At 59.6% G+C, this 25,492-nt stretch carries 20 protein-coding genes; 10 read left to right on the top strand and 10 right to left on the bottom strand.

What is annotated here, in order from left to right; genetic code table 11:
- Positions 1 to 5: 5 nt before the first annotated feature.
- From HUU46_00255 to HUU46_00240, 4 genes are all read right to left on the bottom strand, one after another.
- The gene (locus HUU46_00255; GenBank protein NUM52051.1) at positions 6 to 1,658 is read right to left on the bottom strand and encodes a flotillin family protein; all 1,653 of its coding nucleotides are present in this window, start codon (positions 1,656 to 1,658) and stop codon (positions 6 to 8) included.
- Positions 1,658 to 2,329 carry a hypothetical protein gene (locus HUU46_00250; GenBank protein ID NUM52050.1) on the bottom strand — a complete coding sequence of 224 codons (672 nt, stop codon included), beginning with the start codon at positions 2,327 to 2,329 and terminating at the stop codon, positions 1,658 to 1,660. The genes HUU46_00255 and HUU46_00250 overlap by 1 nt, the downstream gene beginning before the upstream one ends.
- Before the next feature lie 250 nt (positions 2,330 to 2,579).
- Positions 2,580 to 3,881 (bottom strand): pyridoxal phosphate-dependent aminotransferase, encoded by a 1,302-nt coding sequence (locus HUU46_00245; GenBank protein NUM52049.1) that lies wholly within the window; start codon positions 3,879 to 3,881, stop codon positions 2,580 to 2,582.
- Between the two features lie 247 nt (positions 3,882 to 4,128).
- Positions 4,129 to 4,380, bottom strand: a complete 252-nt coding sequence (locus tag HUU46_00240; protein NUM52048.1) for a hypothetical protein — start codon at positions 4,378 to 4,380, stop codon at positions 4,129 to 4,131.
- 117 nt (positions 4,381 to 4,497) lie between these two features.
- On the opposite strand from HUU46_00240, the gene HUU46_00235 reads away from it, so the two are divergent.
- The 4 genes from HUU46_00235 (at position 4,498) to HUU46_00220 (ending at position 10,102) form a co-directional block, all read left to right on the top strand.
- Complete coding sequence (locus HUU46_00235; protein ID NUM52047.1) at positions 4,498 to 6,930, top strand: DUF1553 domain-containing protein; 2,433 nt, start codon at positions 4,498 to 4,500, stop codon at positions 6,928 to 6,930.
- Positions 6,931 to 6,951: 21 nt separating this feature from the next.
- Positions 6,952 to 7,284: a hypothetical protein gene (locus tag HUU46_00230; protein ID NUM52046.1), complete on the top strand. Its 333-nt coding sequence runs from the start codon at positions 6,952 to 6,954 to the stop codon at positions 7,282 to 7,284.
- Between the two features lie 375 nt (positions 7,285 to 7,659).
- Positions 7,660 to 9,096, top strand: coding sequence for a DUF1501 domain-containing protein (locus HUU46_00225; GenBank protein ID NUM52045.1), 1,437 nt, complete (start codon positions 7,660 to 7,662; stop codon positions 9,094 to 9,096).
- A 13-nt stretch (positions 9,097 to 9,109) separates the two neighbouring features.
- Positions 9,110 to 10,102 carry an ROK family protein gene (locus HUU46_00220; GenBank protein ID NUM52044.1) on the top strand — a complete coding sequence of 331 codons (993 nt, stop codon included), beginning with the start codon at positions 9,110 to 9,112 and terminating at the stop codon, positions 10,100 to 10,102.
- 96 nt (positions 10,103 to 10,198) lie between these two features.
- Here the strand turns inward: HUU46_00220 and HUU46_00215 are convergent, their stop codons facing one another.
- From HUU46_00215 to HUU46_00195, 5 genes are all read right to left on the bottom strand, one after another.
- Positions 10,199 to 13,414: a PQQ-binding-like beta-propeller repeat protein gene (locus HUU46_00215; protein ID NUM52043.1), complete on the bottom strand. Its 3,216-nt coding sequence runs from the start codon at positions 13,412 to 13,414 to the stop codon at positions 10,199 to 10,201.
- Between the two features lie 151 nt (positions 13,415 to 13,565).
- Entirely contained in the window at positions 13,566 to 14,186 is a 621-nt protein-coding gene (locus tag HUU46_00210; protein NUM52042.1) for a TenA family protein, read from the bottom strand.
- Positions 14,183 to 14,665, bottom strand: coding sequence for a type 1 glutamine amidotransferase (locus HUU46_00205; protein NUM52041.1), 483 nt, complete (start codon positions 14,663 to 14,665; stop codon positions 14,183 to 14,185). The genes HUU46_00210 and HUU46_00205 overlap by 4 nt, the downstream gene beginning before the upstream one ends.
- 63 nt (positions 14,666 to 14,728) lie before the next feature.
- Positions 14,729 to 15,748 (bottom strand): aromatic ring-hydroxylating dioxygenase subunit alpha, encoded by a 1,020-nt coding sequence (locus HUU46_00200; protein ID NUM52040.1) that lies wholly within the window; start codon positions 15,746 to 15,748, stop codon positions 14,729 to 14,731.
- Positions 15,741 to 16,889 carry an NAD(P)/FAD-dependent oxidoreductase gene (locus HUU46_00195; protein ID NUM52039.1) on the bottom strand — a complete coding sequence of 383 codons (1,149 nt, stop codon included), beginning with the start codon at positions 16,887 to 16,889 and terminating at the stop codon, positions 15,741 to 15,743. Before HUU46_00195 ends, HUU46_00200 begins: the two co-directional genes overlap by 8 nt.
- A gap of 471 nt (positions 16,890 to 17,360) precedes the next feature.
- Between HUU46_00195 and HUU46_00190 the strand changes: the two genes are divergently transcribed.
- Genes HUU46_00190 through phoU form a run of 6 tightly spaced genes read left to right on the top strand, consistent with a single transcriptional unit; the run spans position 17,361 to position 22,118 of the window.
- On the top strand, positions 17,361 to 18,173 hold the full coding sequence (locus HUU46_00190) for a phosphate ABC transporter substrate-binding protein (GenBank protein NUM52038.1): 813 nt from the start codon (positions 17,361 to 17,363) through the stop codon (positions 18,171 to 18,173).
- On the top strand, positions 18,170 to 19,027 hold the full coding sequence (gene pstC / locus HUU46_00185; protein ID NUM52037.1) for a phosphate ABC transporter permease subunit PstC: 858 nt from the start codon (positions 18,170 to 18,172) through the stop codon (positions 19,025 to 19,027). The genes HUU46_00190 and pstC overlap by 4 nt, the downstream gene beginning before the upstream one ends.
- Positions 19,024 to 19,863 (top strand): phosphate ABC transporter permease PstA, encoded by an 840-nt coding sequence (gene pstA, locus HUU46_00180; GenBank protein ID NUM52036.1) that lies wholly within the window; start codon positions 19,024 to 19,026, stop codon positions 19,861 to 19,863. Before pstC ends, pstA begins: the two co-directional genes overlap by 4 nt.
- Complete coding sequence (locus HUU46_00175; protein NUM52035.1) at positions 19,860 to 20,633, top strand: phosphate ABC transporter ATP-binding protein; 774 nt, start codon at positions 19,860 to 19,862, stop codon at positions 20,631 to 20,633. Before pstA ends, HUU46_00175 begins: the two co-directional genes overlap by 4 nt.
- A complete protein-coding gene (pstB, locus tag HUU46_00170) occupies positions 20,630 to 21,397 on the top strand; it encodes a phosphate ABC transporter ATP-binding protein (GenBank protein NUM52034.1) in 768 nt (255 codons plus the stop codon). Before HUU46_00175 ends, pstB begins: the two co-directional genes overlap by 4 nt.
- A 34-nt stretch (positions 21,398 to 21,431) precedes the next feature.
- Complete coding sequence (gene phoU, locus HUU46_00165) at positions 21,432 to 22,118, top strand: phosphate signaling complex protein PhoU (protein NUM52033.1); 687 nt, start codon at positions 21,432 to 21,434, stop codon at positions 22,116 to 22,118.
- Between the two features lie 6 nt (positions 22,119 to 22,124).
- Here phoU and HUU46_00160 read toward each other — a convergent pair whose 3' ends face one another.
- Entirely contained in the window at positions 22,125 to 25,088 is a 2,964-nt protein-coding gene (locus HUU46_00160) for a hypothetical protein (protein NUM52032.1), read from the bottom strand.
- Positions 25,089 to 25,492: the final 404 nt, after the last annotated feature.

The following is a 25,492-nucleotide window of genomic DNA, read 5'->3' as shown; positions in this document are numbered from 1 at the left end:
TTCGATTATGCCTTCGGAGGCGCGGGCGTTTTCTTCTCTTCCGCGGCCGGTGCAGCTTCGGCTTTCTTTCTGTCGGTACTCTCGCCGCTCAATTTGATCAGTGACTCCGGCAATTCGACTCCGCCGATGTCGCGCATGACTTGCAGCATCGGCGGTAGCGTCCGCGCCATGCCCTGAATGAAGTTCGCCGTATTCGACCCCGAACCGTTTCCGCCGCCTTCCCAAACAATCACTTTGTCGAACTTGATGTTGGAGATCGCTTTCGCCGCGGAATCGGCGAGATTGTCTAGGTGTTCGAGCATCAGCATCTGGAACGCCTGGTTCGGTCCGCCGCACGCTTCGACGATGCGCTGCAAGCCTTCGCCTTTCTTCGCGAGAATTTCGTATTGGCCTTTGGCCTCGGCCTCCAGCTTCGCGTAGATTGCCGCCGCCTCGCCTTGCGCCTGAATACGGATGCGCTCTGCCAAGGCCTCCGCCTCGACGATGGTCTGCGCCTTTTGTGCCTTGGCGGGCGCTTCGAGCTGCGCGCGGCGTTCCGCCTCGACGCGCTCGGCCTCCGCCAGCGCCGCCTTCGCCATCGCGACGTTTTGCGCCTCGAGCACGGCCGCCTCGGCCTGACGCCGGCGCGTCTCGGCAATCTGATACGCTTCCGCCTGCTTTACCTGCAGTTCGGCGTTCGACAGCGCGACCTTTTCCTGTGCCGTATTCTCGCCAGTGATGGCGACGGCATTCGCCTCCGCGACCGCGATGCGCTTCGCGCGCTCGGCGTCCTTTTCGCCCTTCACCGCGTGCGCTTCAGCCTCCGCCACGGCGATACGCTTCTGGCGCTCCGCTTCCTTGACCAGCGACTCGCGCTGGAACGCCGCCGTCTGCTCGCCGGTCTGCTGCTCTTTGTCCAACTCCGCCACGCGAACCGCCTGTTCGCGCTGCGCCTCGCGAATACCGATGTTGCGTAACTTACCCGCGTCCGCGACCTGAATCTGCTTGTCCCGGTCCGCCTGCGCCACGCGCACCTCGCCCAGCTTTACCTGGTCCGCCACGTCGCCGCGGGCCTGCTGCACCGCCTGCGACGCTGCCTTCTGCCCGATGGCCTCGATATAACCCGACTCGTCGGTAATGTCCGTGATGTTCACGTTGATCAACACGAGACCGATCTTGCGCAGTTCGGGTTCGAGCGACGTCTGAATGCTATGGAGAAACTTTTCGCGGTCCTTGTTGATCTCCTCGATACCCATCGACGCGATTACCTGCCGCATCTGACCGAAGATGATGTCTTCCGCCTGTTTCTTGATCTGCATAATGTTCAGACCGAGCAAGCGGATGGCCGCGTTCTGCATAAACTCTTTCTGCGTGCCAATCGCGACTGTAAACACGCTTGGCACGTTGACGCGAATGTTCTCCGCCGACAGCGCGTCCTTCAGCGGAATTTCGATTTGGATGGGTTCGAGACTTAGAAACGCGTAGTCGTTGATCAGCGGCCACACAAACGCCGCGCCGCCGTGGATGCACTTCGCCGTTTCGCCGCTGCCGACCTTACCGTAAATCACCAGTACGCGGTTGCTCGGGCACCGCTTGTACCGCTTCGCCATCAGCAGCACGAACGAACTGAGCACGACCAGTACCGATCCGACAATCGCAAAGAACGAGATGGGTCCCATTACTCGACGACCTCCATGCGCGGCGCGGGCCGCACTTCCAACGTTTCGTTATCCACCACGCCCACGACGACGATCGGCATTCCTGTGGGGAGCTTTTCGTCCGCCGTGACGGCGCTGTACTCCATCGTGCGTTGCTGAACGTTGACATGAACCTTCCCGATGCCTTCGCGATTGCCGGGAATGGAGAGATAGACCGTGCCATTCGCTCCGACGGCCTGCGCAATCTGGACGTTGCCTTCGGCATTCAGTTTCGTGAGGAGATGCAACAGCCACGCCACAACGTACATCGCGAGCAGGCCCGCGCCGAAGGCGACGCTGAACGCGCGCATCGTACTGAGTCCGCTTTCCGTCGCAGCACGCCCGCTCCACCCGAAAAACGTGACCGCCGCGACCAGCGCGCGAAAGCTCAGCATCTTGAACACGACGGAACCGTCGCCGTGGTCCGCGCCGTGGCCGTGTCCATCATCGACGCCGTGGTCGACGTCCACGCCGCCCGCGTCAAGGCCGCTGGAGTCGAGTTCGTGGTGGCCGAAGCCGAAGAGGGTGAATGCGAACTGAAGAATGAGTACGGTCGATCCTACCGCCCCCATCAGCAAATAGACCGTGTCCAACTCCGCAGCCTCCGTAGCGCTCCATTCGAGCGCCAATTGGTCCGTGCCTGACCTCCGCACGGCTGCCGGGGTTTATCCGTATTCGCACCTATCCAAGAATACAACAGCGCATGCGCACTTTCCCAACGCGCAGAATCCGCATGACTTCACCCGTACTTGCCTTCGCGCCCGCACTCGTAATCGTGCAGATTCTCGCGATTTCGCCGGCATCTGCAGCGCCACGAACCAATTGTTCCCCCTCGATTTCTTCCGCATAAAGAGCAAAGGGCGGCATTGCCGCCCCTATCAGACAACTCTTGGATCCTATATCTTATGAACTCACGTATTCCTCAATCGCCGCGCGCAGCGTCTTGAAAATCCAGGCGCGTTTCGTGTCGTCGGTTTCGAGCAGCGTCATCCGGAAACCGTCGTGCGCGCATTGGAACCCCGTCAGCGGCACCACAACGATTCCCGTTGCGCCCATGAGGTAGTAGACAAACCGTTTGTCCGGCGCCACGTTCTTGACCAAGAGTTCGATCTTCTCGCGGATTTGCTTGTTCTCGATTTTGAGCGTCTGTGTGTCGTTGAGCACGCCGGGCTTGAACATCACCGTAAAGTAGAACGCGCCGCCCGGCTTGTTCACGATCACTTCGTCGCATCCGTCGAACGCGCGCACTGCCTGTTCCGCGCGCCTGTCGAACATGTCCTCGCGCCGGTCCAGGTGTGCCTTGTACCGCGGGTCACCCATCACTTTAGGGATAGACATCTGCGGCAGGGTCGTCGAGGAAACCTCCAGGCGTTTGGCCGCGAGCAGGCTATTCACATACGTGGCGAAGTTCTCGTCCTTGTCGCGGTTCAATACCTCGAGCCAGCCGCACCGCGATCCCGGCCACGGGTACTCCTTGCTGATGCCGCGCATGGCCAACCCCGGCACGTCGCCGATCCATTCGCTCAAATGGCACCGCTCGTTGCCGTTATAAACGATGTGCGCGTAGATTTCGTCCGTGATCAAAAAAATCTTGTTCTGCCGCGCGATCTCCGCAATCTCCTCCAATACGTCCCGCGGATACACCGCCCCGGTCGGATTGTCCGGCGTCAGCAGCAAAATGCCCGCAATCGAATCGTTGTACTTCACCTTGTTGCGGATATCGTCCACGTCGGGTTGCCACCCGTTGAACGGGTCGAGATTGTACGTAACGTGGTTGTACCCCGAATGCGCCGCCTCCGCGGACGAGTGTGTGCTGTACGCGGGCGACGGGCCTAAAATGCGCGCCTCGCGCCGCAGGAACCCGTACACCTTCGCGACGGCGTCGCCCAGACCGTTGAAGAAGAGGATATCGTCTGTAGTAATCTTCAGCCCGCCCGGCCGCTTGTTCACGTTCCCCGCCAGGAACTCGCGTGTTTCCGGCACGCCCGCCGTGTCGCAGTATGCCCACGACTTCGGATCGTCAACCAACTCCCGCACGATATCCCGAATCCAGTCGGGAACGATCTCGCCCTTCTGCACGGGATCGCCGATGTTCTCCCACGTGATTGTCTGGCCCATCTCGCGAATCTGCCGCGCCACGAGCACAATCTCGCGGATTTCGTAACTGAGGCTGCCCGCCCCCATGTGTACAATATTTCGACGCATTGCCCTTCCTGGCGAACACATCCCGTGTCACGCGCCGTTCCTTCCGTGCTCGTGCTCGTAATCGTGCTCGTAATCGTAATCGACTCTTCGATTTAACCCGGTTTACCTGTCTTCGCCCGCCTACTACGCATACTTGATGGCATGCGCATTGTCGAACGAACCGAAAAGTTTATGGTACGGTCCCCGGAAAATCAAAAGTCTCAGCAGGTCTTCGCATCGAATACTCCACCTCGCGGCCGTAACCAGCTTACTTTGGCGCAACCTGCCGATCGGTCGCCTGCGCGGGTGTGCTGTATGGGGTTACCGGAGCGCCGCCGTCCACGTTCTCTCGGAGTAGTGTATCCATCGCATATGCGACGACCAGAAGGATAAGCGCGACGACAAACGCGCCGCCGATAAGCAGTTGAAACGTCTTTTTCAACCGGCGCTCCCGCGCAAAATCGATGTTGTACGGATTGTCCGGATTCGCCGATTTCTCCCCCGAAGATTTGCTGCTCATCGAGTCGTCCTTCACCCGCAGGCGCCAATGGAGTCGTGCAGCCCATATGGTATCTGCCCGCAACCCCTGAAACAACGCGCAGTTGCGCCATCGTGTCTACATGTTTACTCTAGTCCCATGGCTGGCTTGGTTACAGGGTTTGGGGGACGATCGCGCCGGTGCCTCGTTGCACCGCTGGCGGTCGCCGTTCTAACGCTCACCTACCCGATTTCCGCCGCGGAGGACCCCTCGGCGCAGCTTGAGAGGCTGCGGGCGTCCGTAACCGAAGTGCAGGCGCAGCGCGAGTCGCTGCTTCGACGCCTCGATTCGATTGATAAAGCCGTCTCGCCGGCCAAGAATCCCAAAATCCCGCATCGGAAAGTGACCGATGAGGACCGCGCGTTCTGGTCGTTCCAGCCGCTGAAACGAGTCGATCCACCGGCCATGCGCAATTCCTCTTGGTCAACGACGCTGATCGACACATTCATCGGCGCGGCGCTCGAAGCGAAAGGCATCGCCCCATCGCCACAGGTCTCGCCAGGCAAACTCGTTCGCCGTCTCTATTACGATCTCATCGGCCTCCCACCGTCACCGGAGGAAATCGAAGCATTCGAGCGAGATCCGTCGCCAGAGGCCTACGAAAAGTTGGTGGACCACTTGCTCGCCAGCCCGCACTTCGGCGAACGCTGGGGACGCCACTGGCTTGACGTCGCCCGCTACGCCGACAGCGACGGGTATGAGTTCGATATCGAACGGCCCAATGCCTACCACTACCGCGATTTCGTCATCCGTGCCTTCAACGACGACCTGCCCTTCGACACCTTCGTTAAGTGGCAACTCGCCGGCGACGAGTGCGCGCCGGAGAATCCGCTCGCGCTTGCGGCCACCGGGTTCTGCACGAGCGGCCCCACGGTTTCGAACCAGGAACTCGAACTGAACAAGTACGACGAATGGGACGACATGCTCTCGACTACGAGCGTCGCGTTCCTCGGTATGACCGTCGCCTGCGCCCGCTGCCACGATCACAAGTACGATCCGATCTCCTCGCACGACTACTACCGCATGCTCTCTGCGTTCACCTCGACGAAACGCTACGAAGCGTTGATGGCGCCGCGTGCGGAGGCGGATGCGTACCGCGTGAAGGTGGCGGAGTGGGAGGGGAGGAACGCGGAGGCGCATGCCGCGCTTCAGGCAATCTATTCGCCGGTCCGCGACCAACTGCGCATCGCAAGGATCGACGCCCTCCGGGCCACCGACGACGAGAAGTCGCTATTGAAACTGGCGAAGGACGACACGAACGAAAGCCAAAAGAAACTCCTCGCGAAACACGCGGAAGCGTTAAAAGTCCCGGACGAGGAAATCCGCACACAGCTCGACGCCGAGTCCATCGCAAAGGCCGATGCCGCGCTCGCATCGATTGCCGCTATCGAGATCGAAAAGCCGGTCTCGCCGCCGCTTGCCCTCGCGCTTACCGACGCGAAACCGGAGCCTGCGGACAGCTACTTCCTCGCGCGCGGCAATCCGGATGCGAAACAGGAGAAGGTGGCGCTGGGGTTCCTCTCGGTCCTGCCGGGTTCGGAAGATGATCGATTTGCGCCCGCGACACTGCGCACCGCCGATGCGAAAACCACCTTTCGCCGCGCGGCGCTCGCCGAATGGCTGACAGATGTCGACCGCGGTGCGGGCCGCCTGACCGCACGCGTGATCGTGAACAGGGTATGGAATCACTATTTTGGCCACGGCATTGTGCGCACGCCGAACGACTTTGGCCGCCAGGGCGACCGGCCCTCGCACCCGGAACTACTCGATTGGCTCGCGGCGGAATTGGTGCAGAACGGGTGGAGCCTGAAACACATTCACAAACTCATCCTCATGAGCGCCGTGTATCAACAGTCCTCCGAATATGACGAGACGGCCGCCGCAATCGATCCGGACAATCGGCTGCTGTGGCGGCAAAACCCCAAACGCCTCGAAGCGGAAATCATTCGGGACGCGACCCTCGCGATTACGAATTGCCTCAATCCGCGCATGTACGGGCCGGGCGTGTTTCCGTTCATGCCGCCCGACGCCGTGGCCACCGGCTCTACGCCCAAGTGGCCGCTCGACGCGAAAGATGGCCCGGACACGTGGCGGCGCAGCATCTACATCTTCGTACGCCGTTCCGCGCGCATGCCGATGATCGAATCCTTCGACGCGCCGGATACCGTCGTCAGTTGCGGACGCCGCCTCGCAACCGTCACGCCCACGCAATCGCTCTCGATGATGAACAGCGCGTTCAGCAGCGATCAGGCCAGATTCTTTGCCGATCGCCTGCGCGCAGAAGCCGGCGATAACCGCGAAGGCTGGGTCCGCCGCGCATTCGCGTTTGCACTCAACCGCCCGCCAACCGATCACGAACTGGCGCTCTCCCTCGGTTTTCTCGAAAAGCAGGTGCAGCGACACATCAAGCAGGAAGCCGACGAAACCAAGACAAACTACTACGCGCTAAAGGACAAGGACGTCGTCCAATCCGCTCTCGTCGACTTCGCCCAGGTAATCCTGAGCCTGAACGAGTTCGTGTATGTCGACTGAACTCTTGCCGGGATGGATCAGATGATCAAAGAGCAGATCGAAGTCTATTCTCACGCGACGAATGCATGCGTCATTAGAATGCCGGAAAGAAAGTTCCCAGGTGTGGTCATTCAAGGTGATTCGTTATCTATTAACGTCGCATTAAGTATCGAGCTTATTGAACGTTTGGAAGGAAAGGTTGACGACGAAACTTTTCTGACAGCTTTGCGGTTGGCGGAACTATTAGAATCGGCCCTGCTGCATTACGAGGATGTACTCGTGCATCATGGTATACAATTGCCACATGCGCGCGATGTAGAAAGAGATACGAAGAGATCTGCAAAATACTGGGCAGAAAGCGATGAAGACATCTGATTTCTCTTCGTGCTTCAACAACTTTAAGGACGTACGCGCGCGTCTTAGAACTAATACTCGTCTCAGTGCGACTATTCTTTTCGCGTCGATTCTCGTAAATGCGCAAAGGAAATTCTGTATCCATCTGCAACGAATGAGACGAGATCGCAAGTTCAGCGTCTCCAATTCTTTGAGGTCTCAAATTTCAGATTCTGAGATTCCTACTTCGCTCGCTGTGTTCCCGAAACCCGATACCCGAAACCCGATACCCGATCTGCTGAACCCTTCACATAATTTCGTTTCGGGCCGAGGCCGTCTTAGGTTCTCTGAGTCCTTTCGCGCGATTTCTTTGCGCTCTTTGTGTTCTTTCGTGGCTAATTCTGGAATTGAAGTATCATGACCAACCCAACCTGCACGCACTGCGACTTTGGCCGCAGCCAGACCTTTACTACCCGCCGCGACTTCCTCAAACGCACCGGCCTCGGCTTCGGTATGCTGGGTCTCGGCGGTTTACTGCAATCGGCAAACGCCGCGTCGCCCTTTGCGGCGAAGAACGCGCAGTTCGCGCCAAAGGCGAAATCGGTCATATTCCTGTTCATGTACGGCGGTCCCAGCGCCTTCGACCTCTTCGACTACAAACCGGATCTTGACAAGTTCGACGGCAAAAAACTCGACTGGAAAGGCGAACTCAAACCCTTCAGCCCGAATCCCGGGCCGCTAATGAGAAGCCCCTACGCGTTCAAACAGTATGGTCAATCCGGCGCGTGGGTGAGCGAAAAATACCCCGCGCTCGCGCAGTGCGTGGACAACATCGCGTTCATCAAATCCTGCTATGCCGACAGCAACAACCACGCGCCCGCGCTGTTCCAGATGAACACCGGGTACATTCGCGTGGGATTCCCGAGCATTGGCTCCTGGCTAACGTATGGCCTCGGAACCGAGAACCAGAACTTGCCGGGATATGTCGTCATGTACGATCCCCGCGGAGGCCCCATCGGCGGTCCGCAGAACTGGGGCTCGGGATTTCTGCCGAGCTCGTTTCAAGCGACACCATTGCGCAACAGCGGTTCGCCGATCATAAACCTTGAAAAGCAGCGCGGCATGAACGATGAACAACAGCGCGCGCAACTTGATCTGCTCGGACAGCTTAATCAAGCGCACTACGAGGAACATCCGCACGAGGCGGATCTCGCTGCGCGTATCGAAAGCTTCGAACTTGCATACCGCATGCAAAGCGCCGCCCCCGAGTCCGTCGATATTACGAAGGAAAACGACGAGACAAAAAAACTTTACGGTCTCGATCAGGACAAGACGAAATACTTCGGCAGCCAACTCCTCGTCGCGCGCCGGCTCGTCGAGCGCGGTGTGCGATTCGTGCAGGTTTACAGCGGCGGCGGCCACCAGCAGGACAGTTGGGACGCGCACAACGGCCTAGTCGAAAACCACGACATGCACTGCGCGGAGACCGACGTGCCCATCGCGGGCTTGCTTACCGATCTCAAGCGCCGCGGCTTGCTCGATTCCACGCTCGTCGTCTGGGGCGGGGAATTCGGCCGCCTGCCGGTCTCGCAAAACGGCATCGGCCGCGACCACAATCCCGACGGCTTCCTCATGTGGATGGCCGGCGGCGGCGTCAAGGGCGGTACCAGCTACGGCGAGACCGACGAAGTCGGCTACAAAGCCGCCGTCGATCCCGTCTCCGTCCCCGACCTTCACGCCACAATCCTCGCACTCTGCGGCATCGACCACGAAGAACTCACCTACGTCCACAACGGCCGAAACTTCCGGCTAACGGACGTGTCGGGCAAGGTGCTGCACAAGATCATCGCGTAACCAGACTATCCTGATGTCAAATCTAGTACTCGCCCTCGAAATTGGCGGCACAAAGCTCCAGGCTGCCCTCGGCACACACGACGGTAAAATTATCACTCGCGAACGCGGCGCCGCGCCTGCATCCGAAGGCGCGCAAGCGATACTCTCGTGGTTTGACGAATCGGTTCCAAAGCTGCTTAATGAAGCGCAATCGCGGGGTGCTCGCGTCAGCGGTATTGGCGTTGGTTTCGGTGGACCGATCGAAACTGCAACGGGCAAAGCGCTCGTTTCGCACCAGGTTGGCGGCTGGAGCGACTACCCGCTCAAGCAATACTTCGAATCGCGCTTCGGCGTACCCGTCTTCGTCGGCAACGACTCCAGCGTCTCGTGCTGGGGCGAGTACGTGTGCGGCGCGGGCAAGGGCACGCGTACCTTCTGCTACATGAACATCGGCAGCGGCATCGGCGGTGGCTTCGTTATAAACGGCATGCTCCACGACGGCCAAGGGTTCGGCGCCGCGGAAATCGGCCACACCTACATTCCCGATTGGACGAACTTCACACCCGGCGGCTTCAACAAACTTGAGAACCTCTGCAGTGGTTGGTCCATCGAGAAACGCGTTCGCGCTTCCGCGCGACTCGCGCCCGGATCGCCGCTCCATCGCCTTTGCGATGGCGATCCTCAGCGCATCACTTGCGCCATCCTCGGGGAGGCCGCGCGCGCCGGCGACCCATTCGCGCGGAATGAACTGAACGATATTGCGCAAGGCATCGGCGTGGCGCTCTCAAATGTCATCACGCTCATTCATCCTGAACGCATCGCTATCGGCGGCGGCGTCAGCCTCCTCGGCGACGTGCTACTGAATCCAATTCGCGGCCATGTAGCAACCCTCTGCTTCGGCGCTTTTCGCGGCAAATACGAAATTGTCCCCTGCGCCCTCGGCGAAGACGTCGTATTGGTAGGTTGCCTGCTCCTCGCACCAAGCGAATCCTCGTTCCCAAGCTCCGGCTTGGGAACGCACTCTTGAAAAGCTCCGATTCGATCTTGGTGTAGTCCAGCGATCGCACAGCCGGTACGATCAACTACGAGTACGAGCACGAAAGAGCACTCACGACTTCCGTCCTCATCTCCCCACCGCCGCCACACAATTCATCATCTCCGCCCGCAGCCGCTCCACCAACTCGTCGTTATGCGTCTCATCAATCACATACCGCGCGACACCCAATCGCGCATATTCCATCGTTTGCTTCGACAGTTCCGGAACGGTTTTCTCCAATAAGTGCCGGATTTTCTCTTTCGCCTCGCCACTCACGGAATCATCGCCCAGCCTTTCCCGTAGCGCAATCAATATCCGCGCGTCCTCCACTCCCTCGCGCACCGCTTCCCACCGCCGCGATGTCGTCACCGTGCCGTCCTCGTTCGTATACACGAGCGGATACTCGAACGGTATCGGGTCCCACATCGACGGCCCGTGGTTGTAGCACCACCAGCCGATTCCCGTCGCGCCGTAGTTCATTGCGATGATCGCCGACAATCGATATTGTGCGACGACGTTGACCGTCTTCGTGTTTGCGCCGATCGGCCGCGAAAACAGGTATGCGCAGTCGTACGACCACAACGGCTTGCCGGTTTTTCGCAGCAGTTCCATCTCCGGCGACCGCTCCGGCAGCATGTAGATGCCCGGACTCCAAATTCCCGCGTACTCCGCCATTTCCTCGAACTTCGGAAGGTCCGCCCCTCCGTTGACGTAGAATCTCAGGGTTGGCAGCGCCTTCAACGCCTGCTGCGCGAACGCCGTGTACTGTTTCACGACGTTCCAACCGTTGCCGCCCGGCTCGTCGTACGGATACAACGCAACGTGCTCCTCATCGAACCCATTCGCCGCCAAATGCGCGAGCACCAACTTCATGTACTCCGCAAAACGCGGCACATATTCGTCGCTTTCCATCGGCACGCCCAACTGCGGAATGCCGTGAAACAGCAGGTACACGTCGTGTCCCTTCAGCGGTGCGAGAAACCCGTTCAGCGGGCCATAGTCGCACACAATGCCGGGAGATGTTCCGTCCGTCACCGTTGCGGGCGGCAGGTTCCCGATGAATACCGTGTTCCCGTGCGCCAGAAGGTCCCTCACGGCGTGCTCGTCATACTTCGCCCAGGCGCACATGCGCATTTGATCGTAACCCGCCATGGCAAACGGCAAAATATCCAGAAAAACGTTTACTTCTGTATTGCCGGATTCTGTCTGGGCGGAAACGTCTATTCTGTGCTCTCCTGGTTTTGCCTCTGTTGCATCGATATCAAGCCAAATCTCGCGCGACTCGAGAGGGGGAATCTCCAACTGCGCATCGCCACTTGGCACGAGCGCGTCCCAGGCCGTGCCGCCGAGATTCGTGGGCGCCTCTTTCGGGGCGAGCACTTGAGTCCGAATCCCCGCCGACGCTGAAGTAACCTTTATGGATGGACGAAGCGCTTCATTCGACGCGTTGAACAATTTGATCGAAACCGGCTCGTGCTCCCCAACCACGCAGCGACGCTTTATCGGATACGGGAGGAACACCAATTGCGGAACGCGTTTTCCAAGATCGCGGCTGTCCCCATCCGATTCCTGAAAAGGAACCAGCCCTGCCTTAAAACTTTTCATCAAACCCATATCTACCATATCTGCGAATTTGGCGGCGCGCCGGCATCGCGCGTTCAATTCCGCCGTGTCACGTTCGAGGTCCTGCCAATCCTCTTGCGCAAGCGAATTCGTGCGGCCCCACCGCGTCTGTAAGGGGACCGCAACCCTAAGAATTTCCTTCGTCTCCGAGTGCAACGCCGCGCGAAAACTGCCGTCGTCATCCGCAGGCCGCGCGCCGCCTACAGCCGCACGCAATTGAAGCAACGTCATCTCCAGGAGGGATCGGTCATTCTTGAATGGCGTGATATCCGTTTTCTGTTCGCCGCACGCAAGCACAAATCCGTTGCCGTCCTTGACGCGCCACTTCAGCGCGTACGTTCCTGCCTGGCGTATCGAAACAGGCAGTTCGACGACCGTTTGCGCACCGTCGACGCGCCCGAGCGCGCTTCGAATCTCGCCGGCGGGGTCCTCGATGGCTACTTCCGCGAAAAGATCGCTTCGTTCCGGCTGATGGTTCATGACACGACAACGAACTACGTCGCCGCAGACCAGTCCGTCCGCGTCCAAATCCACGGGCGCGATGCTGGCAACAGCATCCTGCTCTTCCGGAAGCCATGCCGCGACAAGCCGCGAATCGCCGCGATAGCTTCGCCACTGGCTGCGCGTGCCCACGCGCGCGGGGGCGCCGAAGCAAATCACGCGTCCGGATTCGCCCCCCGTAACGACAAATTCAATTCCCTCGCGCTCCGGCGCTATCTCGCCAAATGCAGGCGTCACGTTTATCGTGCGGTGTTTGAACTGATAGGAAAACGCGACGTCTCCGTTGTTATCGATCACGATCAGATTGCCGTTTTGCGTGCACAACACGTATTCGAGTTTTTCGTCTCCATCGATGTCGACAAGCGCACCTGGCGCGAGCGAACGCCCCTGCGAGTCGATTTGCCAGCGTGTCCTCCCATCTTCGTCAAATCGGTACACAACACCCAACTGGGTCACTGCGAACAGGTCGGTCCAACCATCATCGTCGATATCGCCCGCCGACAACGTCGACGCGACGGCGCCGCGCGTCGTTCGTGACCAAACTTGTTTGCCTTTCGCATCGATGCAATGGACAGTCTCATTACCCGATGAGCAGGCGATACGACGTTTACCGTCGCCGACCTTAAAAACGATTGGCGAGCATGTAGCCCAATCTGGTGTCGTTCCATCCATGGCGTACGTCCACAGCACTGCGCCGGCGGCATCAAGCGCGAACACCTTGCCTGCGCCCGTCGCAATCACAACGTTACGTTTGCCGTCGCCGTCCAAATCCGCCAGCGCCGGGCTCGAACATTCCCCCTCGATTTGCGTTTGCCACACTACTTTGCCGGTCAGCGCATTGAACGCGTGCACCATGCCCGACTTGTCGCCCTGCACGACTTCCATCGTGCCATCGCCATCGAGATCCCCGATTGCCGGCGCCGCGCAAAAGATCGGTTTCGTATCGACTTGCCAGATGACCTTTCCCCCGCCGTCCAGGCACGTGAATTGACCCGTATTGTCGCCGGCGAAAAGGAGTGGGGGAGCGCCATCGCGTTCCCAAATTGCGGGGCACGTCTGGTATCGCCCGCGGGCGTCGAAACGCCAACGTTCCTTGCCATCGCCGTCAATCGCGATCAGCTCCTCGTAGGCCGCCGTCACGATCTCCGCGTCGCCGTCGCCATCCAAATCGACGGTCATCGGCGGACCTTCCATGATCGAGTGGGTCTCGGCGGTCCACAACGGCTCAACGGTAATAGCACCTGCGCCAGAAATACCGGAAAACAAAGTTACCCATAGGACCCAAGGGACCCATTGGACGTATCGATTCCGAGATGCCCCGCCAGCGTCTCTACACATTCAAATGCCACGCCTCATCGAAAAAAGCGAACTCCAACTCCATCGCGCGACGGTAATTCGCGGGGACCTTGTCGAGCCCTTTACCGTACTTGTCCAATAAGTCCTCGAGCCGAGTCGCAAGCCCTTCGAACTCCGGGCTGCTGTACGTCATCACCCAATCTCGGTACGGGCTCGTCTTTGACAACTTCTCCGCCAGTTCTTGTCCCAGCCACGCGTACAGCCGCATGCACGGTGTCATCGCCGCAACGATCTCTCCCACCGGCGCCATTGCCGCAACGCGCAACAGGAAATCCGTATACGAAACCGTAGCGGGCGACGGCTCCGGTTCGAGGTTCAGATTGTGCCGCGCAGCCAACTCTTCGTGCAGTTGAAGTTCATCAAGCACACCGTCCAACAAATCCTTGAACGCGAAGAACCCTTCGCGATCCGGGCTCTTGGCCAGCGCCATCGCATACGCCCGCGCGAACGCATCGAGAAAATACGCGTCCTGTTCCATGTACCGCGCGAACCGCTGCGGCGGCAACGAGCCGTCCGCCAATCCCAGCACAAAGGGATGATCGAGGCACGACTTCGCAAGGTCGCCGTTCGATTGCCAAAGCATTTGCGCAATCATTTCGCCTCCGCCACACGAAGGACCGCTTCCATGAACGCGGGCAGGTCCTTCGGTATTTGCGCCGAGACGAAACGACCATCGACGACGCACGGCTCATCAACCCAAATTGCTCCGGCGTTTTCGAGGTCGTCCTTGATTGCGTTCACGCTCGTCATCCGCACTCCTCGCACTATCTTGGCGCTGATGGGGACCCAGCCCGCGTGGCAGATCGCGCCAACGACCGCGCCCGCGGCCCACGCGTCGGCGACAAATCGATTGCACTCCGGATACCGCCGCAATTTGTCCGGCGCAAAACCGCCCGGCACCACCAGTATCTTCACCTGTTTCGGGTCGATGTCCCCGAATGCCGCATCCGTTACCGCAGGATATCCCTCCTTCGACCCATAGGTCTCGCCTTTCTTGGGCCCGACAACCTTCACCTCATAGCCCGCCTCGATGAGGCGAAGCCGCGGATAATGCAATTCCAGGTTCTCGTACATGTTCTCGGCAAGGACTACTGCCAAACTCTTCGCAGACAATCCATAACTCCCGTCTTGTATCGGCTAATGCGGCAGCGCAGGCGTATCGATGGTCTCGTCGCGCTCGCCTCGATACACTGTGGCGATGCGCTTCCGGTTCAATCCCAGCACCTTGTCGAAACGGCTCAGACGCATCCCCTCGATTCCCGGCGTTTTGTCCGCGAGCCTCGAAAGCATCTGCACATCGAGACCCACCTCCATGTCAACCAGTTTGCGCAGCACTGGCCCAACGATGGCGCGCACCGCGCCGCCACTCCAAAGCCGAGATTTCAAGAACGCAAATGTGACAAGCCCCGTTTCTTCCGGACCGATCGGATTGAAAAACACATAGATGCGTAAGCGGTCGCGCCGCTCCTTACCGGTCTTCGGGTCTGACCACCACTGATCGTACACCGAATACACAGGCGAAAAGCGTGTCGTCCATTCGTCCACAAACATGTCGCCCTCGCGGACTCCCAGGAGCGCGCGAAAATAGAGCGGGATACGCTTCTGCGGGCCGCGATTGAAGACGTACACCGAATCCTCGGTGGACTCGACCGCCGTCGTCACTTCCGGCATGTGGGCGAGTTCATAGCCCAGGAGCGCGTGCGTCGTCGGTGTGTGCTCGATTTCGGTGAAGTTGTCGAGCACCACCTCAAGCGGCGCACTCGCGACGTGCCGCAGTACGCACGCCGGGTGGTATCCCGCGACCTCGAATTCAGGAAACGCTGTTTCCCCGCCCGCGCGCCGAATCCAAACGGCGCCGTACTGCTCGCGAACCTCGTAGTGTTTCGCCTGCGCGTGCAGTTTTGGCGTGCCGGGGCTTTCGCCCGCACCCGAGCAGTCAAATGTCCAGCCATGATACGGGCACTCGAGCCGGTCCCCCCTAACCGCGCCGCAACTGAGCCGCATGCGGCGGTGCGGGCACTGATCCTGCAATGCGCCGATTTCGCCGCGCACAGTGCGAAACAATGCGATCTCTTCGCCGTTCAGCCGGACCCCGATCGGTTTCGTACCCAACTCGGCCGACAGGGCAACCGGATGCCAATGTTCCATATTACGCATGAGCGTGACTCCGGGTCGCCGTGTACGCAATCTCGGCGGCGATACGCTGCGCATCGATGGCGATCTGCCGCAGCAATCCGGTCGGAGGATTTACGAAGCCGAGAAAGTACAGGCCCGGCCATTTGGACTCGCCAGCCGGCGGAACGGGGTATCCGGCTTCGTCGGTTACGTCATGCGCATCTTGGAGAAAATCTTCGATGCGCGGTTTGTATCCCGTCGCAAGGATCACCGCGTCGTACTCGTGGGTAGCGCCATCCATGAACGCAACTCCGCGCTCGGTGAAACGCTTTATGCCCGGCACGACCGTGATCTCGCCGCGCTTGATCAAATCGATGGTGCCGATATCGATAAGGGCGACGCGGCCAAACCGTTCGACGCTCTCGATGGGCCCAAACTCCGGCCAACGAATCCCGTACCGCGAAAGGTCTCCCGTCGCAACGCGTGCGATCGCTTTGCTCAGTGGGTACCGCACCGCGCGCGGGAGTTTGCTCAACATGATCCCGGACACTTGCGCGGGCGTACCAAGGTAGTCGCGCGGGATGACGTTGATGGGACCGCGCACGCTGATATGCACCGGCGCAGCGCCATATTCGCAGAGATCGATTGCGATCTCGCCACCCGTGTTGCCAATCCCGACCACGAGCACGCGTTTGCCGCGGTACGGTTCTCCGTTGCGGTACTCCGCGCTGTGTATGATGGCGCCCTGAAACGACTCTTCGCCGGGCCACGTGGGTATCACCGGCCTTCGGTTGTACCCTGTCGCGATCACCACCCGCTGCGATGTGTACGCGCGGCGCGTCGTCGTCGTTTGCCAGGCGCCGTTATCTCGCCGGATAGATATGACTTCTTCGCCCAAGCGCGGCTCAATGTCAAAATGGCGCATATACGCATCGAGATAGTCGACTACGTCCTGGCGCGACGGGTACTTCTCGACGCCGGCCGGGAACGAAAAGTACGGCAGGTTCGAGTGTTTCTTGACCGTATGCAGGTGCAGCCGTTCGTAATGCGACCGCCAAGCCGATCCCACGTGCTCCGCGCGTTCGATCAATTCGAACGGCACGTCGGCGCGCTTGAGGCACGCCGCCATCGCCAGACCGGATGGACCAGCTCCAACAATAATTGTGCCGCTATCGTGCTGCACCTGACTCCACAGCTCCCAGACATCGCGGTGCGCCTCAGGTAGAGAGGTGTCAGTCTACGAGATAGATCCCCGAATCGCAACGAAGCGAAACGACGTCGGCTGCCCGCCGATGCATGCTGGAAACCGTACCGCTCACGCACCAGGTCTCGAGTTCCTGATGCGGCTCCGAGAAGCCCTTCATGGAGAACCATCGGAAACGCCGGGTGCAAACTCGTGGGATGATCCCCGTTGGAGTTTCGACCAACCCGATATCCCAACTTTTTCTCCGTTGCTTGGAACGCGATAGAGGAGCGAATCCGGCTTCCGTTTACCGCGGGAATAGGGTGTGCACTTCACCATCCAACGATTGTTCGGGGCGGCATTCTTTTGGACTTCACGGTCGTTGAATGATACCCTATCGGCTAATCACGAGAGGGAAGTAGGGCCGGGGTGTCCGTACCCGATGTCCCGGATTCTGGCGCGCGGGGAACCATGTCGAAATCGTTAGCGGAGTGGATATCGTCACTCTGTTTGACCGTCGCACTGTGCTTTCTCGCACTGGGGTGCGGCGGAAAACATGAGCGCGCGGTGAACGTTGTCGGTTCCACGTCGGTCCAGCCCTTCGCCGAATTCCTCGCAGAGGAATACATGGCCGCACACGCTGAAGAAAACGTCGAGGTGCAAGGCGGCGGCTCCACGGCGGGACTCCAGGCAGTTGCGAATCAACTCGCCGACATCGGCATGTGTTCGCGCTCGCTAACCGAGGACGAAGAAAAGCAGTTCTCCGGCACGACAATCGCCCGGGACGGCCTGGCAATCGTGGTCAACCCGGGCAATCCAGTGACCGAACTGACAACGGACCAGTTGCGCGCGCTATTCAGCGGTTCAATTCGCAGTTGGAAGGATGTCGGCGGAGAAGACGGACCCGTCCGGCCAATTACGCGTGAGGAAGGGTCGGGCACGCGCGAGAGCTTCACGCACCTCGTCATGGGGAAAGAGCGAATCTCGCGCGCCGCGCTGACGCAGGAATCGAACGGAGCGGTGAAAGAGCTGGTCAAGGGCGATCCCGCCGCGATCGGTTACATGTCACTGGGCCTGGTCGGCTCGGAGCTGAAAGCAATAAAAGTGGACGGCGTCGAGCCGACGGGCGAAAACGTAATTGCTGACCAATACAAGCTTGCCCGGCCGTTCTTGTTCATCACGGAAGGGACGCTTCGACCCGAAGCACAGCGGTTTATGGATTACGTGCTTTCACCTGAAGGGCAACGCACTCTCGAGTCGGAAGGCCTCGTGCGAGCGAAATGAGACAGGACAAACTCATAGCGGCTGCGCTGATGATCGTGGCGTTCTCGGCGGTGTCCGGGCTCGCGTTGATTACAGTATTCATCTTCAAATCGGGCCTGCCCCTCATAATCGAATCAGGTGCGCGTGGGTTCTTTCTCTCGCTCGATTGGGACCCAAAGAACGGAAGCTTCGGCATCCTGTCCATGATCGTCGGCTCGCTGGCGGTCACTGCCGGCGCCATGATCATCGGCACCGTGTTTGGACTTGGCCTTGCCATTGTGTTGACGCAATTTTGCCCCCGCGAAATCGCCGCAATTCTAAAGCCGCTTATCGAACTCCTGGCCGGAATTCCCTCGGTCGTTTACGGGTTCATCGGCGTCGTAACCATTGCGCCGCTGATTCGCACGCATCTGGGCGGGCCGGGGTTGTCCGTGCTTGCCGCATCGATTGTGCTCGGCGTGATGGTCCTGCCAACGGTTACCAGCATCTCCGTGGATGCAATCAAGGCCGTGCCCCGATCGTATTGGGAAGGTTCGATTGCACTCGGCGCTACAGAGTGGCAGTCCACCTACATGGTCCTGCTGAAGGCGGCGCGTTCCGGAATCGTCGCCGCGATTATTTTGGGTATGGGACGCGCCGTCGGCGAAACGATGGCCGTCATCATGGTCGCCGGCAACACGCTCGAAATCCCGCACGGTCCACTCGACGCCGTGCGCACACTCACCAGCAACATTGCGCTCGAAATGGGGTACGCTTCCGGAAAACACCGGGACGCGTTGTTTGCCACGGCGGTCACGCTGTTCATAATCATCATGATTCTGAATACCGCCGCGTTGCTCATTGCCAAGCGCGGCGTTCGCGGTGGTGGCCGATGAGGGTCATGTCTCCGACCGCTGCGCAACGCGTGGCCGTCGGCATCATGTGGTTGCTCGCCGGCACTACGGTCAGCGTGTTGTTGTTCATCATCGCGTACATTCTCGCACATGGCGTGCCCCACATTACCCTGGAATTCCTTCTGCAGTCTCCACGGCGGATGGGGCGGATGGGCGGCATCTTCCCGATGATCGTCGGGACCGTCTATGTGGCGGGGTTGGCGGTGATTATCGCCGCGCCCGTGGGTGTCGCCACTGCAATCTATCTCACCGAGTACACGCGCGAAAGCCGGTTGACGTCGATTATCCGCTTCGGCGCGGACTGTCTCGCCGGCATTCCCTCGATCATCTTTGGCCTGTTCGGTTTTGTGTTTTTCACCATCACGCTCGGCATGGGCTTGAGCGTGATTTCCGGTGCGCTGACGCTGGCATTGATGGTGCTGCCCACAATCATTCGTACGGCCGAGGAAGCAATTCGCGCCGTGCCGTACTCCTACCGTGAAGTCAGTTATGGCCTTGGCAGCACCCGCTGGCAGATGGTCACTCGCGTGGTCCTGCCGTCGGCGACGCCGGGCATCTGCACCGGAATCGTCCTCTCCGTCGGGCGCAGCATCAGCGAGACTGCCGCCGTCATGTTGACCGCCGGGTCGGCTTTGCACCTGCCCGGTTCGATGTTCGACTCGTCGCGCACGCTCGCGCTGCACTTCTACATCCTGTCTCGCGAAGGTATCTCGATGGACAACGCCTACGCGACCGCGTCCGTGCTCATCATTTCGATACTGCTCCTTAACGCGGTTGCATACTGGTTATTGAATCGCTTCTCGCGGAGCCTGCAATGACGGACGCCGCCGCGGTCAATCCCAAAATCCAGATTCGCGATCTGACGGTCCGGTACTCCGGAAAGGAAGTGCTTCGGAAGCTCAATCTCGACATCTTTCCCAACCAGCGACTGGCGATTATTGGGCCGGCAAACAGCGGCAAGACGTCCTTCCTGCGTTGCATCAACCGGCTGAACGACCTCGTCTACGAATTCTCGTTCTCCGGAACTGTGCTGCTCGACGGACGGGACATTTACAGCCCGGATGTCGACGTCGCTGCCTTGCGCCGGCGCGTCGGCATGGTCTACGCGGTGCCCGTGCCGTTACCGCGCTCCGTCTACGAGAATCTCGTTTTTGGATTGCGTCTGGCCGGCATCAACGACAAGACGACGCTTGACGAACGCGTGGAATCCTCCCTCAAATCCGCGGTAATTTGGGACGAGGTCAAGGACCGCCTCCAGGAACCCGCAACAAATCTCTCCGGAGGGCAACAACAGCGGTTGTGTCTTGCGCGTGTCCTCGCGCTGAACCCGGACGTGCTGATTCTCGACGAACCGTGTTCTGGACTCGACCCCATTTCGACCGCCAAAATCGAAGATGCGCTTGCAGAACTCGCCGCGCGGCATACCATCATTTTGGTCACCAATAACACAAAACAGGCCAGCCGGGCGTCCGACCGGATCGCCTTCTTTCTCATGGGGGAGCTCATCGAGACCGGGCCTACCGAACAGGTATTCACCAAGCCGGAGAACCCGCGCACCGACGAGTACCTCACCGGACGATTCGGATGAATAGCCCCAACGAACACAAGATTCAGACCGAGGACTTGGACCTGTTCTACGGAAAGTTCAAGGCCCTGAACAAGGTGAGCCTTCGAATCAAACCGAAAATGACGACTGCAATCATCGGGCCGTCGGGATGCGGCAAGTCAACGCTGCTGCGCTGCCTGAACCGGATGAACGACCTCATCAAAGGTGTGCGTATCGATGGCAAAATCCTGCTGGACGGGTCGGATATCCACGGGCCGGGGGTCGATTTGGCGGGCCTGCGGCGGCGCGTCGGGATGGTGTTCCAACGGCCCAACCCATTTCCGTTAACGGTCGAAGAAAACGTCGCCTATGGTTTGCGCGTTCACGGGATGGCACGCGGCCCGGAAATGGACGAAATTGTTGAAAAGAGCCTGCGCGCCACGGGCCTGTGGGACGACGTCAAAGACAAGCTGTCCAGCGCCGCGCTTTCGCTCTCGCCGGAGCAGCAGCAACGCCTATGCATCTCGCGCGTCGTCGCGGTAAAGCCGGAAGTTTTGCTCATGGACGAGCCCTGTTCCGCGTTAGATCCTATCGCGACGGGCCACATCGAAGAACTCATGTGGAACCTCTGCGAAAGGTATACGATTGTAATCGTTACGCACAACATGCAGCAAGCCGCGCGCGTCGCTACCGAAACGGCCTTCATGTTGCTTGGCGACATGGTCGAGTTCGGGCCGACCGTTGACATATTCGAAAACCCAAAGGACAAACGCACGGAAGACTACGTCTCCGGCCGCTACGGTTAGCGCACGGATCCGCAACTGCTAGAGAGAACACGAAATGTCCAGGCATCTCCAAAACGAAATCGACAAACTGAAAAAGAGAATTCTCGACCTCGGCACGCTGGTGGAAGAGGCCGTGTACCGCGCCATCCATGCGTTCGCCGACCGCGATACGGCCGTCGCACGATCGGTCATCGACGCGGACACCGTAATTGATCAGATGGAAGTCGATATCGAGGAAGACTGCCAAAAAATCCTGGCGTTGCACCAGCCCGTGGCGCACGACCTGCGCTTTATCATCGCCGTACTCAAAATCAACACCGAATTGGAGCGCATCGGCGACGCAACCGTGAATATTTCCGAGCGCACGCTCTTCTTGTCGACCGTGCCGCGCGTAGATATTCCATATGACTTTCCCGGAATGGCGCAGAAAGCTCAGACCATGCTGCACAAGAGTCTCGACGCGCTTGTAAATCTCGACGTCGCCGCCGCGAACGCCGTCATCGCCGCGGACGACGAGGTCGATGCCATCAATCGAGATATGTACGTGAGCACCGAACGCTGCATCCGCGAACAACCGGAAGCGGCGTACAGCTATATACATCTGCTCGGTGTTTCGCGATACATCGAGCGCATCGCGGACCACGCCTCCAACATCGCGGAGGACGTCATCTATCTCGTCGAAGGACGCATCATCCGCCACCACGCGAACGAATTGCAGAGCATTCCTCCGGCTGGCGCGTAGCGCGTATTACCGCGAGGCTTCGATCCGAAAACCGCTATTGCTCGTGTCCGTATAGTTGCTATTCGTCGTGGACGTTACCCGTATCCGGTAACCGTCTGCTGCGGGCGTGCTGCTCGGGATGCGGCACTTCTGCGAACCATCGTTCGGCGTGTCCAATTGAAGCGCGGCGACGACCGAACCTTTGCGCTCCAACTCGATTCGCACCGCGTCTCCTGTGTCGCCTTGGCACTTCCACTTGACCGCGTACTTTTCACCGGCGTCGAGAGATTCGCCGCCATCCGGCCATTTCACGGTAAGCTTGCACTGTTTGAAGACCGCGACCACCGATTTGTCGCTGTCCACGACGATCGACGCGCCGTTCCCCAGAGAGGCTGCGTCGCCTTCCCATTTTGACCAATACCAACCCGGGTCGGGATTGGCCTGCAGGACCGCGGCATCCTGTTCAAAAATCGTATGGTCACCGGCTGGAGGAATGGTCGTTCCGCTTCCACGTGTGCCGACGTGCAGCGTATAGGGCCGCATCTCGTACGCACCCATGTCGTACGCGCCGTGCTGCGGACGCGCGACGCCCCGCAGGTCAGCCGGGACGTGCGGCAACGTTGCCGCCGTATCAATGCAGGGTGAACCCGTTCGCAATAACACCCCGTCTGGCGTCTCTATGAACTGCGGATCGGCGTCAATATTGGTGTCGCCGAGGGGGCTCAAGCCTTTGACGTCCGAATATGTCACCGTCGGCGCCGATCCTCCGATGACCTGGATTGCCGACGGCCCGTCCAACCAGAAAATCGAATTGCGGATATCGCACGATCGCACGCCGTCGATCACGATGAGCGGGTGGGTCGATGCCGGGCTGCCAATACAGGTTACCTGCTCCAGTTGGTGATTGATATCCCACAGGTAGTACGCACTCCCCAAAATGCCCGTGTTCCCGCTGAACTCACAATTCTGGGACTGGCTGCTCCCGCCGCGGACACAGACCGCGCCGCCGCCCGTCGCACCTTGGTTCTCGATGAATCGGCAGCGCTCGAGTCGAATCAAGTTGGGCAAGAAACCATTCACCCCTCCGCCGATGTTGCTTGAATTGTTCTCGAAACGGCAACTGACGAATCGTCCCGATGCGCCCGATTCGAGATCGCATCCGCCGCCTTCGCCGCCAGCCGTATTGTGGCGAAACGTGCAATTCTCAAACGTCGCGTCCGCGCCGACGAACACACAAGCTCCACCGCCAAACGTATTGGCCGCATTGTATTCGATGGTGCAGTTGGCCAAGCGGACCGAGGATCCCTGTACGAACACGCCTCCGCCCAGTTCGTATGGGACCGACGAAGCATATCCCCCTGTAACCGCAACTCCGTCGAGATTCGTTCGGTTGCCGGCCCAGACCACATTGAACGCTGGCGCTCCGCTCAACGCCGTCGATCCGTCAATGACCGTTGCATGTGTTAGCCAATCTCGCCCAAGCGGAGTCGTTTCAGTGCCGGCGAACCCGCCGAGCAAACCAACGTCGTCCCACAACATCACCGCACCGCGTGCGGATGTTCGCGGTTCGTTGTACACACCTTGCGCCACCCAAATCTCGCCTCCGCCGAGCGCTGCAACGGCATCAACACCTTCCTGTATGGTTGCGTACGCCGTCGCCCAGGATCGCCCGGCCGCCGCAGGTTTTCCGGTCGATTTGCTTACAAAAAACGTTTCGGGCATTTCGATCGCGCCCATGTCCACCGCGCCTTCTTTGGGTCGTGCCACCCCGTTCAAATCGTCACTCGGCGCGCCAATGCCCGTGCCGGCGTTTCGGCACGGCGACGATGTCCGAAGGCGAAAATCCTGCCTTGGTGCATCGTAGAACTCCGGATCGAGCGAAAAATTCGTCCCTGCTGCCGGCATGTCTTCGATGTCGCAATACTTCAAGGTGAGGTTCGTTCCACCGAACTCGTGGGTGCTGACGTTGTTCCACGCAATACAGTTTGTTACGGTCGCGCTGGAACCGTTACGGGTGCATAGCGCGCCCCCATCGGTCGCCTGGTTTCCGTAAAACGTGCAGTTGGTCACCGCGGCGGTCGAATTGTGGTCAATGCAGATTCCACCGCCTTCCGCGCCCCAGGTTCCCCCGAGATTCCCGTAGAAAAGGCAATTCGATATTGTGCCACCCGGGTTCGTATCGATATCGATTGCGCCTCCGAACCCTCCAACGTTTCCCACGAATCGGCATCGCGAAATCTCATATGCGCCCGTGTCTATATAGAGCGCGCCACCCGTCAGGTAATTGCGGCCATTGTCGCGAAACTCGCTGCGTCGAATCGCGACGGGTGCCCCAAACGTCATGACAGCGCCGCCCATCCACGTGGTGTCCGAATTTCCGTTGTTGTGGAACACGCAGTCCTCAATGGTCAGTGGTACGTAGTAGGCATAGATCGCGGACCCGCCACACCCCTCGTTGTAGCGAAATGTGCAGTGCGCAACCGTGATTCCCGTCCACGGAACTGTTCCGCCCGTCGGATTCGCCGCTGCGAAACCGCCGCCCCAGATGTTCGGGTTCTCCATGACATTGGCGAATCCGCCGGTTATCGTGAACCCGTCCACTACGAGCGCATCTGCGGCCCAAATCACGTGGTACGCCTGCAAACCGCCTCGAGATGTACTGCCGTCAACGACAGTCTCGTGAAGCGCCCAATTCCGCTGATCGCGCGAGGTCTCCGTTCCATAGAATCCACCGTAAAGACTCACGCCCTCCTTAAGCACCAGCGCGCCGCCCGGATCGTTGTGCACTTCGCCATAGACCCCTTTGGCCACCCAAATCTCGTCCCCCTTCGTTGCCGTGTCGATCGCAGGCTCGATGTCGGTAAACGCCGTCGCCCACGACAGACCGTCCTCGGTGGGCGACGTGCACGCTTGGTCCACGTACCACACTGAGGAAAACGCGATTGAAGGCAATGCAGTGGTGAGGATTACGCTCAGACATGTCCAACGCATGGCTACACACCCCTTTCTAAGTGCGGCGAGCCACGCGCACGTGGGTGTTTCGATCGATCGGAAGCACGGGACTCTGGCGTGCGGCGCGCCGAGGTGCGGGTTAAGCATATGCGCGCAAGAACGCGCGTAGGGGATGTCACGGATAGAGCGGCCCTTCAGGGCGGAGTGTACTGCTTCGCTTCGGCTCCCCCGAGACGGTTCATTACAGCGATTTCGCGGTGCAACGAACCACTGCTTCATCCTACGCGTGTGTCACGACGGCGTCAAGGCTTTCACGCCAATGCCGCACAATATGCTGCATGTGATGGATAGGTTTCCCGTCAAACCTTCCCGCCCAAAGAAACATGGGCAGCGCACTTTTACGCGCGCCGCCCATGCCGAACAATCGATGAACGCCTACCGGT

This window comes from Candidatus Hydrogenedentota bacterium (assembly GCA_013359265.1).
Taxonomy (GTDB): Bacteria; Hydrogenedentota; Hydrogenedentia; order Hydrogenedentales; family SLHB01; genus JABWCD01.
This window is presented reverse-complemented; position numbering and strand designations above follow the sequence as displayed.